Source organism: Brakhagea slesvicensis (genome assembly GCF_052161625.1).
Taxonomy (GTDB): domain Bacteria; phylum Planctomycetota; class Planctomycetia; order Pirellulales; family Pirellulaceae; genus JBKCUI01.
In genome coordinates, this window is record NZ_CP197412.1 from 4,518,857 (window position 1) to 4,536,187 (window position 17,331).

At 54.8% G+C, this 17,331-nt stretch carries 1 protein-coding gene; it reads left to right on the forward strand.

Translation table 11 applies throughout. The features are described 5' to 3' along the window. Positions 1–204 precede the first annotated feature (204 nt). Positions 205–17,319, forward strand: coding sequence for a tandem-95 repeat protein (locus SH467x_RS17195; protein ID WP_482371389.1), 17,115 nt, complete (start codon positions 205–207; stop codon positions 17,317–17,319). The last annotated feature ends 12 nt before the right edge of the window (positions 17,320–17,331 follow it).

The following is a 17,331-nucleotide window of genomic DNA, read 5'->3' on the forward strand; positions in this document are numbered from 1 at the left end:
TCGGAATAGTTCGCGTATCGCTTACAAATTTGCATCCCAAATCGGTCCAATTATACTCGAAACCGTGAGTTCTCATGGGGAGGCGATGCGCAAGGTGGAATCAAACGCCGTTAGCAGCTCTCTTTGAGGCGACCAACTAGTCCTTTCCCTGCAGCAGGCATTTTGTTGTAGGGTTCCAAGCTACCTTTGCACTGAGGGTTGGTGATGACCATCCGCCGGCTTCGCAACAAGTTCTCTTCCCAAGCCCCCCAAAACGATTCTTCGCAAGCGCAAGGCAATGCTTCGCTGGGGAACGAATCGAGTCAAGCCAAGCAGGGCAAGCGCTTCGCGTTCCGCAGGAGTCTGATTGAGACTCTTGAATCCCGGCAATTGATGGCGGTCGGGCCACGATTGATCGGTGTTCAGCCGAACAATAGCGACTTGATCGAGAATGGAGTTATTCGGCAGATTGCGCCGAAAGAGTTGACCTTCCGTTTTGATGATGCGCAGATTCTCGACGCGGCGACAGTCGGTGGGATTCGTGTTTCACGAGCAGGTGGGGATGGTTCGTTCGGTCTGCCCTCGGTATCGAGTGACTTCGGTACGGTTGGCGCCGTTGACTTGCAACTCACCAGTCGCAACGCATCGGACGTTTTGACGATCCAGGTTAGCGCTTCGAATCTGGGACCTTCGGTGGGGCCGAGTTTCAGTGTCAGCGGCAACGTTGTGAACATCGTGTTGAATTCCAATCCCACTGCGCTGGTTACCGCGCAGGGGTTGGTGGATGCGATCAATGCCTCGTCCGTGGTGTCGCCTCGCATGAGTGCGAAGATCAATGGCGGATTGGCATCGACTCGTTTAGGTAGCGCGGCAACATCGTCGTATTCTCCGATCGTCATGCGAACGAATAACGACGTCATCATTCAGCCAGGGGCGGTGGTGATTGGGGATCGTCCGAATGAGAATGAAGTCACGTTGCGGTTCGCGGAGAACTTGCCCGATGACGTCTATCGCTTGGAGATCTTTGGCTTCGACGATCCGGGTCAAGGGATTCGTGGATTGCGCAACACAGATGGAGAGTTTTTTGTTCCGTCGGTTGCCAACACGCGTCAGGACACAATCGACTTCCGATTGGATCTCGGTGCGAAGATTACGGGCGTGGTTCCGCAGCCGGTGGTTCGCAATGCGTCTGGACAGTTGGAGCAGTTGCGAGACACGGTTATTGTTTATTTCGACAACGATAAGCTGTTAGTGGAGAACGATGGTGCGGGAAATCCAACTCAGCGAAGCGTTGAGAATCCCGAGTTCTATCAATTGATCTATACGGCGGACACAGTTCGCAACACCGACGATCTCGCATCCTTCTTGCCGGTGTCCGTTCGATACAACGCATCGGCAAACACAGCGACTCTCAAATTCAATGACGACATCGATCGCTTAGCCGGTCCATTCGCTCCCGCCAGTTCGTTCCGATTGCGAGTCGGAACTCGCGAGTCCGCGCCGATGGCACCTTCGGCCAGCGAATCGGCTGCGACCGCGATCATCGATATGAATTCGAACGGCGCAGCCAAGGTCCGATTTACAGCGAGGCAGCTAGGTGAGGCTGGTTCGGGGACATCGGTCCGATTCACCAATAGCAACGCGGGCGGACTCCCAACCGTTTCGGTTGCCGGCAATGTTATCACGGTCGATTTGAGATCGGCCACAGCGACGGTGACTCAGGTCATCGAAGCATTGGAGGCATCCGCTGCGGCTTCGCTGATTCGAACGTCGTTGGAGCCAGGCTCCAACGGGAACTTCGTGGTCGGCAATCGTCCGATCAATTACTCTGCGACGTTGGTTGGGATGGGAAGCACGTTCCAAACCTCTACCAACCTAGGTACCATCGGCTCGTCATCCGTACCGATGACCAGTTTGTTGATGACGTCAACAATCGATGCAGAGACCCATTTGCTCGATTTGATCGGAGCGGCAAATGATCCGGGGCAGCGAGTTGTTCCAGAGTCATTTGAGAATCACATCAACCCATCATTTGGTGGTGATGATTTTCCGGGCATTCGAACCCTCTTCTACAATTTCCGTTCGAACTATGGAACGGTGGGTGGCAGTCCCGTTACCAATGCGATCACCGAGAAGCAAAAGGAACGCGTTCGCGAGGCATTGTCCCTCTGGAGCAATCAACTCGGTGTTCAATTCGTGGAGACAGCGAACAGTGGACTAACATTTGCGTTGGGTGAATTGGCTGCTGCATCAGGTTTTGGCATGCAAGTCCGTCAGGGACCGTCTTTTGCAGTCCGGATCGACCCAACGTATCAAAACTCGCTGGCGGTTTTCTCTGCCAGCAACGCATGGGAGGACAACTACGCCGAGGATTTCACTCGTTCGGTCGCCGCAAGCGTCGGATTGATGCTGGGGCTGTCCAATGCTGGAAATTTGGATGCTTCCAATTTGATGAATTTCGACACCGATTTCATCACGTTTCCACCGGCGGGATCCAATCGCAACTTCGAACCGATCTTCCCAGGCAATCAGGACGTTCTTCACGGGCAGTACATCCATCGTCCGGAAGGAAGCGATATCGATTTGTATCGATTCGATATCGACTTTGGACCGAATGGAGCTTCCAGAACTGGCGTGTTTGTTGCCGAGACGTTTGCAGAGCGAGCTGCGAGCAGCAGCAATCTGGACACTCGGTTGGCGCTTTACAAAGAAGTGCAAGCGACCGCCTTGTCCACATTGAACCTTGGGCAGTCCGTCCAAGTGAAGTTCACGGCGGTTCAGTCGGGCAAGTTAGGGAACAATCTTCAAGTCTTCGTTACCCGAAGTCCACGCGGTGTCGGGGCATCGCCATTGGTCCAAGTTTTCCCGAACGCCATCGCCATTGACTTGAATTCGACGGTGGGAAGCGAGTCGACGTTGGGCGACTTCATCACTGCCTTGGACAATGATCCGGCAGCGAGAAGTTTGGTGAAGGTTGAATTGTTGGCCGGTAGCGTTTCGACGTTGCTTGGCAATCGCGACATTACCTATTCGCCGATCACCTTGAAGGGTGGGCGCGTGGATTTGATCGCGCAGAACGACAACTACTTTAGTGACGATTCTCTGATTCGGTTGAATTTGGATTCGGGCGTTTACTACATCGGCGTCTCTGCGTCGGGTAACGACAGTTATGATCCTGTGATTCCTGGAACGGGGACAGGCGGACGTACGCAGGGCAAGTATGACTTGCGATTGAGTTTCCGCGCTCAGACGGATTCGGCAGATTCGATCCAAGACATTGCGGAAGCAAACGGTATTTCGGTCGCGTTGGATGGGGACGCAGATGGAACACCTGGTGGTGTTTACAACTTCTGGTTCGAGACACGTCAGCTCAACCGTTCATTCAATTTCAATGCCGGTGGTTCGCCCGCATTGGAAGGTAGGCTGATTACCTTAACCGGTAGCAATGGCGTGGTCCGCCGATTTGAATTCAGTGCCGACGCGACGGTTGGAACAGGGAACACGCGAATTGTTTATTCCAACTCCAGCTCGGAGGCTGATCTGGCGGCCGCGGTCGTGGCTGCGATTCAATCGCGTGGCGAGCTTGGTATTACGGCATCGGCGGTGGGTGGAACCGTAACGTTGCAGGGAGAACGCAACCTTCAGCTCTCGCCAGACTTGACCGTTATCGACGTTTTAGGCAAGACGATTTTCGTCGACAAGACGGCTGGACCCAGTGCGGATGGATCCTTGGCAAAGCCTTTCAATAACATTGCAGGCATCGGTGTTCCCAACGCGTTTGGAGCAACGTTCCCAGGAGATATTGTTCGGATTGTCGGGAACGGCGGTAACGACGGGCGATTGGAGACGGTCAACGACAACGTCGCCTATGAGATTGGATTTGGACTGTTGGCAGGATCGATTCTGTCGGACGGACCGACCATGGATGTGCCACGGGGCGTCACGGTCATGGTGGATGCAGGGGCAATATTCAAGTCGAACCGATCTCGCATCGGGGTTGGAAGCTCGACCCTCGGAGTGGATCGCAGCGGCGGTGCGTTGCAAGTCCTTGGGGCACCGGTCTTGCTCGATAATGCGGGCAATGCGATCAAGCTCAGCAACGGAACAACGGCACCCGGTAGTGTCTTCTTTACTTCGTGGCTCGACGAGTCGATCGGTTTGGATAACTACACGCCAACCACGGCCCCTGCGCCTGGCAATTGGGGTGGATTGCTCTTCAAGCGAGATTTGGACAAGGCTGCGGGGCGTTTCGATTTGGAAGACGAAGGGATATTCCTTCAGTATGTGAACCATGCCGACATTCGATACGGTGGTTCGAGTTCTGTTGTGATCGATTCGGTGCAACAGGTTGTCAATTCCATTCAGATCGCGGATATGCGTCCGACGATTTCCTACAACCGCATTACGAACGGTGCGGATGCCGCCTTGAGCGCGACTCCGGATAGCTTCCAAGAAACGCTATTCAGCGAGCCGATTTATCAGCGCAAAGGATCTTTCACTCCGGACTATGATCGGGTTGGGCCTGATATCCACAACAACACGTTGGTCAACAACTCGATCAACGGCATGTTTATCAAGGTATCGACGCCGGCGGGTGGGGAGCTGAAGCAATTGACGGTTCCGGGGCGATTCGACGATACGGATGTGACCCACGTCATTGCGGAAAACATTTTGATCCAAGGTCGTCCGGGTGCTGGATTGCTCGACGCGACTTTGGTTTCGTCGAATTTGGTATCGCTCCAGGCCCGCACCGGAGGCATTCTGCTTCCTGGTACTTACAACTACAAGATCACGTTTGTAGATCGATACGGGTACGAAACGCCTCCGTCGGATCCAACGCAGAGCGTGGTCGTGGCCCCCGGACAATCCGCGGTGAGTGTCTTCGGCATTCCAGGAGTGAGTGGCGAATACGTTACGCGACGCATTTATCGAAGCGACAGTTCGGGTAGCGGTTCCTATCGATTGGTTGCAGAGTTGGACGGCGGAACCACAACGTTCCTGGATCGTGGGCAGCAGCCTGCCGATGGTGCAGCAACGTTGTTGCGAGATCGGCCGAACGTATCGGGAGTAGGACTCTCGACCATGCCTGCGGGAAATCTCAACGCGTCGACTACTTACACGTATCGAGTGGTCATGGTGGATGCTGCAGGGCGTGAAAGTCTTGCATCCAATGCCACCACAACGATCTCTACGACGGCAGCGAATCGAACCATTCGTCTCACCAACCTCCCTGCTCTTCAAGAAGGCTACGCGACGCGTCGGATTTATCGCAGCGCGCCTGGCGGTGCTGGGACATTCGTATTGGCCGGCGAAATCACCGCATCGGGAGTAACCACCTTCACGGATAATGGAAGTGTTTCGGGCGCTCCATTATCGATTCTCGCGTTTGGAAACGTTCGCCCTCGCCTGGATGCTTCCTTGGCGATCGATCCGGGGATGATCATCAAGTTGGAAGGGACCCGCATCGAGATCGGACACAGTGCGCAATTGTTGGCGGAAGGGACCGTCGACGGTCGAGTCGTATTCACCAGCAAGCAGGATGATCGATTCGGAGCGGGCGGGACCTTTGACACCAACAACAATGGACGCAATGCAGACAACGATGCCAACCCACGCGATTGGAGCGGTGTGTATGCTTCGCCGGGATCCACGCTGCAGTTGGACAATGCGGTATTCGCCTTCGCGGGCGGTGTGTCGCGTATCGAAGGTACATTGAAAGCGTTCAGCCCGATCGAGCTTCAACAAGCCGACGCACGCATCGCCAACACCATCTTCGAAGAGAATGCCAACGGCATGGGCGGGCAAGGGCCAATCGATCGATTGGGACGGCCAGCCAATGAGAACTATCCTTTTGGGAACAATGCGAGCCGCGGTTCCACTGTGTTCATCCGTGGAACACAACCGGTGATGTTGAACAACGTTTTCCAAAATAACCAAGGGACCGCAATGACCATCGATGTGAATTCGATGGATGCGAAGCTGCGAGGGGATTCGGGACGCCAATCGGGGCAGATCGATCGCGACCTCACCCTCGATGCCAATCGAGGTCCATTGTTCCGAGGAAACAAACTCTTCAACAACGGGATCAACGGATTGGAAATCCGTGCGGATGCCGCCACGAACAATACGGATACGACCGTTCTTTCCGTACGAGATTTGCCCCGCAATTATCTGACGACCGAGAGCGTGTGGGATGATACCGACATTGTTCACGTCCTGTTCGATTCTGTTGTCGTGTCGAACTTGGAGCACAGCAATGGACTTCGGCTTCAAAGCGCGATCAACGAGTCGCTCGTAATCAAGTTGGAGGGGCAAGGCTCGAACTTTGACAAAGAGCGTGGAACAGGTTTTACCGCCACGGGAACCTACAGCAGCACTCCCGATCGCGTGGGAGGAACGATCCAAGTCATCGGGCAGCCCGGTTTCCCAGTTGTCTTCACAAGCTTGAGGGATGATTCCGTCGGTGCAGGAACGCAGCCGGATGGCCGTCCTCAGACCGATACGAACAATGACGGGATTGCGACAGTCCCACGGCCTGGTGATTGGCGCAGTTTAGTATTCGATACGTTTAGCAATGATCGCAACGTTCAGACGGTGATGGAGGTGGAATCGCCTACGACGATCGCTCCTGGTACCAATGATTCCGTCACCCTGTCTCAGTTCTTGGGGGTCCTAGCTCCCAATGCACAGGCCAGTGACGAGAATCGCATTCTCGGTTTTGTCGTGGAAGGTGTGATCAGCGAGCCAAACGATCAAGACATCTTTAGTTTCTCCGCGACTGCAGGAACGGAAGTTTGGTTTGACATCGACGCGACGAGTTACACGCTCGACAGCGTTATTGAAGTCTTGGATGCAAACGGCGCGTTGCTCGCTCGCAGCGACAACAGCACGGACGAGCAGCTCAATCCATCGTTGATCGAGGTGACTTCTTTGGTGGATAGCACGTCGGTCAATCCGATCGTGAAGCGAAACAATACGGTTTCGCGACGCAACGAGTCCGGTTTGTTGAAGGATGATTTCACAACGAATCCTAAGGACGCAGCGCTCCGAGTCTTGCTTCCGGGAATCAACGGGACGATCAGTACTTACTTCTTCCGAGTTCGTTCGAAGAGCACGAACATCGACAATTCGGCTGCGGGCTTGACCAGCGGCTCGTATACCGTACAAGTCCGGTTGCGAGATCAGCAGGAGTTTGCAGGTTCAATTGTTAGTTATGCGGACATTCGCTATGCCACCAACGGCGTGCATGCAACGGGGCTTCCAGCGCATTCGCCGTTAACAGGGGAAGCGCATGTGAACATGTTCGATGGAACGAACGACGGAATCACAGAAGTCGGCAATCTACACTACACCGATGCGGGAGCGATCAGCGTCGCCGGTCAGTTGACAGGTGGTGCACCGAATTTGATTCGGTTCACGTTGGGTGATACCGACCTTCTTCAACCATCCTTTGGCACAACCTACCCGATTGCGATCGATGTGGATTATGCGGATGGTTTGAACCGTCCAAATACCTCGGCCTACTTGTTCTCGAACAACGGAATCTATGTCGGCACGAGCAGCAGTATTGCGGACGATTTGATCAATCCGGTTCGTCCTCTTTCTGGGTCCGAATTCGCGGATCTGACGCGTGGATCAGTGGGATCTCGCGATCCTTATATCGGATCGATTGCTCTCCCTCGCGGTACCTACGATTTGGGAATTAGCGGCGACGGCGGTGCTCCGGTAGCTTTGTCGCGAAACACCGTGTTGTTCGACGACAGTTTCGAGAATTTGTTCTCCAATTCCAGAATTTCGAACCCCGTCTTCCCATCGTTTATTGACGTCGCTCGATCGAACGCCTCGTTCGGTTCCGATGCCGATTACAAGTGGCGGCCAGCGACTACGAATGCAGGTGGTCACGGTGGGACTCAAGTGTTCGGCTGGAATCCAGGGGATCCGAAAGCGAATACGGCGGTAACGCCCGATGCGCTCTACTCCACGGCTTTCACCGCCCCGGCCAATTGGGATGCTGGCGATCGCGTTCATTTCTCGATGAAGTATCGCTACCCGACGGCACCTGGGGGCAATTTGCAAGTCCGTTTGTACAACAATGCGGCGGGGACAGGCACTCCAGTCTACACCTCAGGGTTGGGCTCGAGCGATAACCTGTGGCGTACCTTGGAAGCAGACCTTTCGTCGGTATTCGCATCGAATCCTGGCGCGACATTCGTCTTCGAATTCTCTTACCGAGATGCCAACGGCGCCATCACCGGCGGTCCGACAGGCGTTCAGTTCGACGACTTCTATTTGGGTATTTGGACTCCGCGCTACACGCCGGTGGACACGTATCGATGGATTGCACACGAAGGATTTGATTTCAATAATCAACCCGGGGTTTCCATCCCCAATCTCTTCCCCGCATTGCCTGCGGCACCAGGAACCAACCAATGGCAAACGTCATTTGTCGGTTCGAATCCGAACTATAGTGGCGCCCGGCAGCTCGAGTTTGTTTCCGATGGAAACGTCGCACAGGATTTGGTCACCAATACCCTTGACCTCAGCAACGAAGCCAACGGGACACGGTTGTATGTGACCTACGATTTCGTGCCACACGATGCGAACGATCGCTTTGAGATATACGGTCGAGTCGCAGGGCAGCCCGATGTATTGCTCGCGAGCAGTTTGCCTGGGGCCGCACCGGTATCGTTGAATCGAACGTTGGGGCAATACGATCAAGCACGCATCAGTTTGGATCGTTTTGAAGGGGGCTCGGTTCAGTTGGTCTTCCGATACGATTCGAACGGAGCGAACGCCGCAGGAACGGGCAGCACCGGATATGTCCGAATGGATGACGTTGTCATCGGTATGATCTCGCGTGGCGAATTTGCGACGAACACCACTTCTTCGCGTGCCTTCACAGCGGGCGGCGCCGGTGCGGGGCAATATCAAGTCGAAATCCGAAAGTCGGACGCGGTCAACTCGAACGCACCGAAGGAGCGATACGATCGAGGGTCCTTTAGTACCTCGTTGATGTTCATGCCTGGCATGGTGATGCCCGACAAGGCGGTCTTCACGCTCAGCGACGGTGCGTCGCGCGTTAATTTTCAATTCACCTACGACGGACAATTCGATTTCGGCAATACGCCCATCCGTGTGAGTGCGACGTCGACACCGGCTGAATTGGCTGTGGCGGTTCGCGATGCGATCAACACAACCTACGCCCAAAGCCGACTCCGAATCACCGCCGCGAACAGCAACGGCATCATCAGCGGCTCAGCACGCGGCAATACGATTGTCAATTTGTCGGGTGAGGTCGAGTTTGTCAGTGGAGCGTCGCTATTCGGCAACGCCATCGTCAACTTCAATCAATTTGGTGATCAGAACGTACCGAGGGAGCAAGGACAATTTGTTGTTACCTCGACGCGTGTGACTGAAGCGCGAGACTTCGGTGTTCTCTCAGCGCCTGCAGACAAGTATTTTGCAGATGGACGAACCTTGTCGACGGCTTACGGAGCGCCTCCGACATTGGGAGGTGCCTACGCACGCAACCTGCCTCAAGAAAACTTGGTTCCATTTGGAGTGGGAGCAGGATCGCGAGCTGAGAACGCGGGGCTCACTCCCGGCATGATCGTCTCGAACAACATTTTCGATGGCAATGGTTTAGGCGGGCTCCACATCCAGGGGGATACCCCCATGTGGCAGATCACCGCGCTGCCTGGCGCACAGGATAACGTTCAGACGGCGAATACGGATGGCGATCACTCGGGGTCGTTTGTCGACGACGGCGATATCCTGTCGATCAGTTTTGGTCGTCAGAAAGTCAATTTCGAGTTCGAGGATGTGGCAGGTGCTCCGACAGGCGCGCCGAACTTCGGTAGCGGTGTTGTGCAAGGAAACGGATGGTTCCAAGACAACATTCCGATTTACTATCGCGAGGATGGTGGTCAAGCATACTTGCGACCCGGGAATGGAGTGTCGGGTTATTCGGACGACGAAGTGGTCAAAGCGATTCGCGATGCGATCAACGGCAGCGTGCTCGTGACGAACCTGACCACCCATAACATTCGGACTTGGGTGGCAGAGCAGACCACGGGATCCGCATCGATCTACGTGAAGGGACCACAGGCGATCACCAATCGCAGTGTCTTCGGTGGAAGCGGCCCCCTTTCCATCCAACAAGTCGGTGAATTCACCGCATCGCCGTTCGTTCGGGCTGTGAACAACACCGTCTTCGGAAACGATGGCCGGGCCCCGTTCAATGCGAGCACGACGGATACGACAGCGAACGATACGATCGCTGGAGCCATCGAAACGTGGCAAGGCATTGCGACGAACCCAGTTAGCTACACAGTCAATGCGACTCTGAATCCAGACCCCTTGTCAACAGGATCCTCCGATGTGGATTTGTACAAGTTCACATTGGGAATCGGCGAACGCGTTTTGATCGATGTGGATACGCTGGATACCGCGACCCTCGATGCCGCCGTCAAGATTTTCGATGCTCAGGGGCGTGCGATGAACGTCCGTGGGTTGATCGATCCAACCACCAACGACTTTGGCCTCGGACCGGGCGATACCAGTGTGGGCCGCGATCCTTACGTGGATTTCACTGCGACAGTGCCAGGCGTGTACTACGCAGCGATCTCCTCGGCGGGCAATACGACGTACGATCCTCTTTCCTTGGCGGGACGACAGCGCGGTAGCACAAGCGGCGATTACACCATGACTCTGCAGGTGCTTAAGGCGCAGCAGTTCGTTATCAGCGTCGATGATCCGAGCGCGTATGCCGATGGTGAGACCTTCACGATCGATCAAGTTGCCGATTTTGGAACCACGGGCTCCCGTTCGCGTACTTTCGAATTCACTCGAACAGGTGCCGTCACGGCCGGAAATATTCCTGTCTTCATCGGTGCAGATTATCGAGTTCCCGACGTCGCTCGGGCGATTGCAGGTGCTGTCAATGCAGCGGGGATGCTCAACACCCAGCAGCTTTCAAACGGCGATTTCGGTGTGGCCAATCCATTGGCCCCTGTTTCGGCCGTCGCGGTGGGTGGAATCAATGGATTCCAACCGAACAGTCGTATCCCCGCAGGGCACGGCGATGTGGGTGTGAACTCCGGTAATATACGAGGGCCTCAGGTTCAAGCCGGATTGGCCATCTATCCAGGATGGAACAGCGACGAGTCGCCTTTCGACGTCTCGCCGACGCATTCGTCCATCGGATTGGGTACCGACCGGTCCAATTCCGGGCAAGCGAGCTCGACATCGCAAGGGAACGGAACGACCGAAAAGTATGTTGTCATTCGAAACGCTTCGACGATTCGCAGCAATGGCAACATCAAAGTCGACCCCGATTTCGATGCCAACAACAACCTCAATCAGATCATTTCTGAAACGGGTATTTTGGTAACCGGCGGAGCGTCGCCAACGTTGCTCAACAACGCCTTCGTCAACGTTCAAACCCCGATCGTTCAAGAAGAAGCGAGGTTGATCAACGGATTCTTGGCACAACAAAACGGTCGACCTGTCACCAGCATGACGAACGGTCGATTCGGAACCGGTCCGAATTCCCCTGTTCGACCATCTCCGACGATTGTATCGGGAACGATTTCGCAATATTGGGAAACGGCGGAGTCGTTGGCCGCGTTGAATGTGGGTGTCGAAGCGGGACCGATCAATGTCCCCAACACGTCGCTCGACTTCAACACGACGATTCCGAACAACGTTCGAGCTTTTGTGGACGCCCCTGGCGGTCGGTTCTTGCCGGCTCCAGGATCTCCGGTCATCGACAGCTCGGTTGACTCGCTCCCTGAGCGAGAAGCGTTCCGTGCGGTGAAGAGTGCCGTCGGCATTTCCCCATCGCCAGTGCTCGCTCCGGATCGAGACCATAGTGGTCAGCTTCGTGCGGACGATCCTGCTGTTTCACCACCGAGCGGCTTGGGCGGTAACGTCTTCAAGGACCGAGGTGCACTCGATCGCGCTGATTTCGTGGGCCCGACTGCGGTCGCTTTGACACCGATCGATAACGACGCACAAGGCATCGATATCGACAACACTTTGTCGGTGATGCGATTGGAAGATGGCGTCTATCGCGAGTTCCGAATCCAGTTGAAAGACGGCTTTGAGACGGCAAACCTGCAAGCGGGCACGGGGATCAACGATGATTCCGTGATCGGTCGAGAAGGTGGAAACCGCCTTCCAGGTTCCGTGATCACTTTGACCGAAAACGGGCGTCTGCTCGTCGAAGGAATCGATTATGCGTTTGCCTACAACTCGACGACCAACGAAATCGTTCTCAAGCCTTTGGCGGGGATTTGGAGGAACGACCGAGTTTACGACATCAGTCTCAATAACAAGGATCGGTTTGTTATCGACGCATCCTCTGGCGATATCGTCGACGACGGTGATACCTTCACGATTCGCGACACGCTGGGTGGAACGGTTTACTTCGAATACGATAGTGGCTTCCGCCTGCAAGTACCTCAAGGCATCCAACTGCAAGTTCCGATTGCAGGTGGTGGAGCTGGCGGTATTGGGGATGGAGATTCCTTCATCGTAAACGATCGGACTCAAAGTTATGTCTTTGAGTTTGACTCGAATAACAACTCCATCGCAGGGAACACCCGCATTCCGTTCTCGTCCTTGTCGACCAAACGCAACATTGCCGATGCAATCGTTGCGGCCTTGTCGACGATTCCGACGATCAGTGTCCGGGTGTTGGATAATGATGACGTGTTCATCGGTGCACCGTTGGGGGGATATGTCGACACCACCGACACCCCTGCTTTGCCCCAGCCTAATTCCACATTGGCGCTTTTGGTCCCTGCCTTGGGAACCAGACCTGGCGGGATCACAGACGGTCAAACGTTCGGAGTCTCTGATGGTCGAACCAGTTTGATCTTCGAATTCGATAGCGATCGCAACACAGCACCAGGCAACGTTCGGATCGATATCTCGGCCGCGAGCACGCCTAGCGATGTATCCGCTGCCTTGAAGCTCGCTTTGGATGGCTCTGGTTTAGGAGTCAACGCGACAATTGTCGATTCGGATAAGGTCCATTTGTCGCTTCCGATTGCAGGCCGTATCGATGTGGTGAACACCAACTTGAAGCGAGTGGGTGTAGCTCGATCCTTGGTCGATGGGCAATCCATCACGATCACTCGAGATTTGGGAACCAGTATTGAAACAAGCGTCTTTGAGTTCACGTTCGATGGCAACGTTCAGCCGGGTAACCTACCTGTTCTGATCACGAGTGCGGACACGCAAAGTGACATTGGAACGAAGTTGGCACTTGCAATTCGAGACGCCAATATCGGTTTGCAGCCGCGACATGTTGGAGATGGGAATATCTTCATCGGAGGTACCGAGGCCTACACGATTTCGGTAACCAATGCACCAACGGTTGGACTATTCGGTCGACCGGGCATACAAGACAACACCACCTTGGACATCTTCGGTACATTGCTGCTGCAGATTCCAACCCGTGGTGGTGTCGATATCGCCGACAATTCCACCTTCACCATTTCGGCGAACAATCGATCGGTGGTGTTTGAGTTCGATAGCAACTTCAGCGGACCGTCTCTGCCGGGCAACGTCGTGATTCGCTACGGCGCGGCTTCGACTGCGGCGGATCTGGTAACCACGATCCTTCCGATCATTGCGAATGCGGGGCTAGGCATTAACCCTCGCGACGCAGGGGGTGGTAGGATTGATGTTGGCTTGCTGCCGAACAATTCGGTGAACGTCAGTGATTCTGGTATCACCTTGTCGCGAGGAAACGTATCCGATGGCGATGTGTTCATCGTCAACAACGGAACGGTCGCTGTATCGTTTGAATTTGAGAATTTGAGCATCGGGAACGGGCGCAACCCCGCCAATACACCGATTCGGTACAACAACCAAAGCTCGCGAGCCGACGTTTTCGCCGCGATGAAGGCCGCGATCGAATCCTCGATCCTAGGTCTCCAGACGGAGATTACCCCGAACGGCCTCAAGCTGTTGGACAACGCACGGTACACGACGAACATTGACAATGCTCCGTCCCTGCAGATCTCCGGAGTGCCTGGAGGAGCGGTACCGGTCAGCTTTGTGCAAGACCTGTCGTTCTCGGCCACCGACATGCGAGATGCGATTGTTCGAGCTATCAATCAAGCCAATGCGGATGGCCGAACCAACTTGTTCGCGAAGGTACGTGGCGGTTCGACCTTGTTCGTCGAGGAAGCCGTCAACATCAGTACCGATGTGGCGAATTTCTATCTCCGAGGTATTCAGGACAACTCAGGTAACTTCCTGCGAAGCAACCGCATCAACAACGAGACACAGTTCACGATCTTGATGCCAGGTACATTGCTCGATTTTGGTGACGCACCGGATCCGATTACGACCACACCAGGTCGGTATCCAACGCTGCTCGCGTTCGACGGAGCTCGGCACGTTTCCAACGCGACCGCGTTGCGATTGGGTGCCGACATCGATTCCGAGTTGGATGGCCGCAGCTCGCCTCTTTCCGATGGCGATGCGGGTGACGACGGCGTCGCATTCCAGTTCCAGAACTTGGCCCGTCCGATTTTCAATCACACCATCGACACCGGAGTCACGATCACGTTGACCACCAACGGTTTTGTCGATGGTTGGATCGACTTCAATGGGGACGGTGATTGGGATGATCCAGGCGAGCACATCGTACGAAATGTTGAATTCAGCGGAACCAATCTTACCCAAACATTCCAGATTCGAGTTCCTGCGACCTCGCCAATTCCAGCGTCGGGTATCAACTCGTACGCTCGATTCCGAACTTCATCGGCCGGAAATCACCTGCCGACCGGATTGGCGTTGGACGGAGAAGTCGAAGATTACTTGGTTCGCATTATTCCGGGTGTACCACCTGTTGGAAACAGCGACGTTTACACGATGGACGAAGACCAGGTAGGTGGCTTGGTGACAATCGATGCCAATGGGCAGTTGACACCAGGATTCGTCGTCGACGATGGAGTTCTCGCGAACGATACCAGCGCCGATGGTCGAGTTATCTCGGGACGATTGATTTCGGGACCGCAGCATTCCTCGGTTCCATTCACCTTGGGTAGCAATGGATTGTTTACCTATGTTCCGAATCCCGATTTCTTTGGTACAGATACGTTTGTTTATCGATCGTTCGTGACCATCGATGCAGGGCTCGGCGAGATCATCGAAGCGACCACCGATACGACGGTCACGATCAATGTTCGACCCGTCAACGACACTCCTTTAGCAGTCGATTTCTCACGGACCATCAATGAAGACCAGCCTTTGCGGTTGACGACGGATGAAGTCGTAACGCTTTCGGGTGCGGTTGCTGGTCCTGCCAACGAATCAGCCCAAACCTTGAGGTTGTCCGTTCCCAATAACGTTTCGGCCCAGAACGGTTCGCTATCGGTTGTCGGCGGTGTATTGACTTACACCCCGCCGTTGAACTTCGCTGGAACTGACACGTTTACTTTCACCATTACCGATGATGGGGTGACCGGGACTCTGGCGGATCCAAGATCGGTGACGCGTACTGCGACCATCACGGTCCGCGATAAGAACGATCCGCCAGTGACCGTTCCAAAGTCGGTCCTGATCGACGAGGACACCCAATACACCAACGGCATCGCTTTCTTTACCAATGGGGACACTGCGGGTGAGCCTGGTCAAACATTGACCTTCACCGGCGTTGAGCCTGTAAGCTCCCAAGGAGGAACGGTTGTTTTCGAGAACGGTGTGGTACGGTACACCCCTCGGGCGGACTTCAATGGAACCGACACGTTCTTCTACTTGGTGACCGATAACGGGACCAGTGAAGGAGTGTTGGACCCACAGACTTCGCGCGGAACGGTCACGGTCACGGTGACGGCTGTCAATGATGCTCCTCGCGTCGTTGCACCGATGGGAACCTTGACATTGAGCGAGGATGATCCAGAAGTCTCGTTGAATTTGACGCAGTACTTCTTCGATCCTGACGTATTGCCCAACGGCGACGAGATTCAGTATCGGGTCGTTAGCAACACGAATAACAACTTGGTGCAAATCAACTTCGTTGGCAACACCATGTTTGTCAGGCCGCTCGCCGATGCCAATGGCAATGCGACCGTGGTGGTAGAAGCACGCGACGTTTCGGGAGCACTGGTTACCAATACGCTGAATATCGTTGTCAATCCGGTGGGTGACGCTCCTCGTTTGGCCACACCATTACCGAACTTGAATGTCAGCGAGGATCAAGCGATTTCGCCGATCACGCTGTCGCCGACCTACTTCTTCGATCCCGATTCCTTGCTCAATGGTGATCAGCTTACCTTCACCGTCGACGTCAACAACACGGACTTGGTATCGGCATCGATCATCAATGGAAGCTTGAGCCTGGTGTTGCTACCGGACGCGTCGGGAATTGCGACGGTCACGGTTCGGGCGACCGACTTGGCCGGCAATACGATCAGCGACAGTTTCGATCTGGTCGTTGCTGCTACCAACGATGGTCCACGAGCGGTCAACGATAGTTACACGGTTCCGCGGGGAGCAGCGTTTACCACAACGGATCCAACGGGCAATTTGACATCCTCGCTCAACGACGATGGCGTTTTGGCGAACGATCGTGATCCAGAAGGGAACGCGTTTACCGCTCGGGTGACCCGTCAGCCTGCGTTTGGAACCCTTTCGTTCAACCCGGATGGAACGTTCACCTACCGTTCGAACAACACGATCAGCGTCGGTTCGACCGATACCTTTGAATACGAAGGAGTCGATCAATTCGGTGCAGTGGGATCGCGAGGAACCGTGACGATCACGATCGGCAATCCTCCACCACCACTTCATCAGAATCAGTCGAATCGGTTGGATGTCAACGCCGACGGAAGCGTATCGCCTCTGGATGTGTTGATCATCGTCAACTTCCTCAACTTCGCCGGTGCCTCGAGCATTCCGGTTGCTGGACTGGAAGCTCCACCTCCTTATCGTGATGTCAATGGCGACAACTTTATCTCGCCACTCGACGTGCTAGAAGTCATCAACTTTATCAACGCTCGAAGCAATCAGTCGGGCGAAGGTGAAGGAGAGGGATCTGGCTCGATGATGGTCGGCGTTGGTTTGGACGGGGCAGCACGAGTTGCATGGAGCTCCTCGGTGACGCAGACCTCCTCAAACCAATCCGTCGGGATGTCCGATGTGCGAGTTGCGGGAGCTCGACGCGATGGTGAGAATACCTCGATGGGCATGAGCCTCGCAGACTATTGGGCCAGCCTGAGCAATGAGGAAGAAGAGGACATTGCAACTGTTCTATTCGATTCCTCAGACCCCGATATCGACTCGCTGGATGGCTTCTTCGCAGAAGCGTTCAACGGTTAAGCTAAAAACGAA

What these genes read in the sequence shown, in the direction of transcription:
- SH467x_RS17195 (WP_482371389.1), top strand. Translation starts at nt 205, where the DNA reads ATGACCATCCGCCGGCTTCGCAACAAGTTCTCTTCCCAAGCCCCCCAA.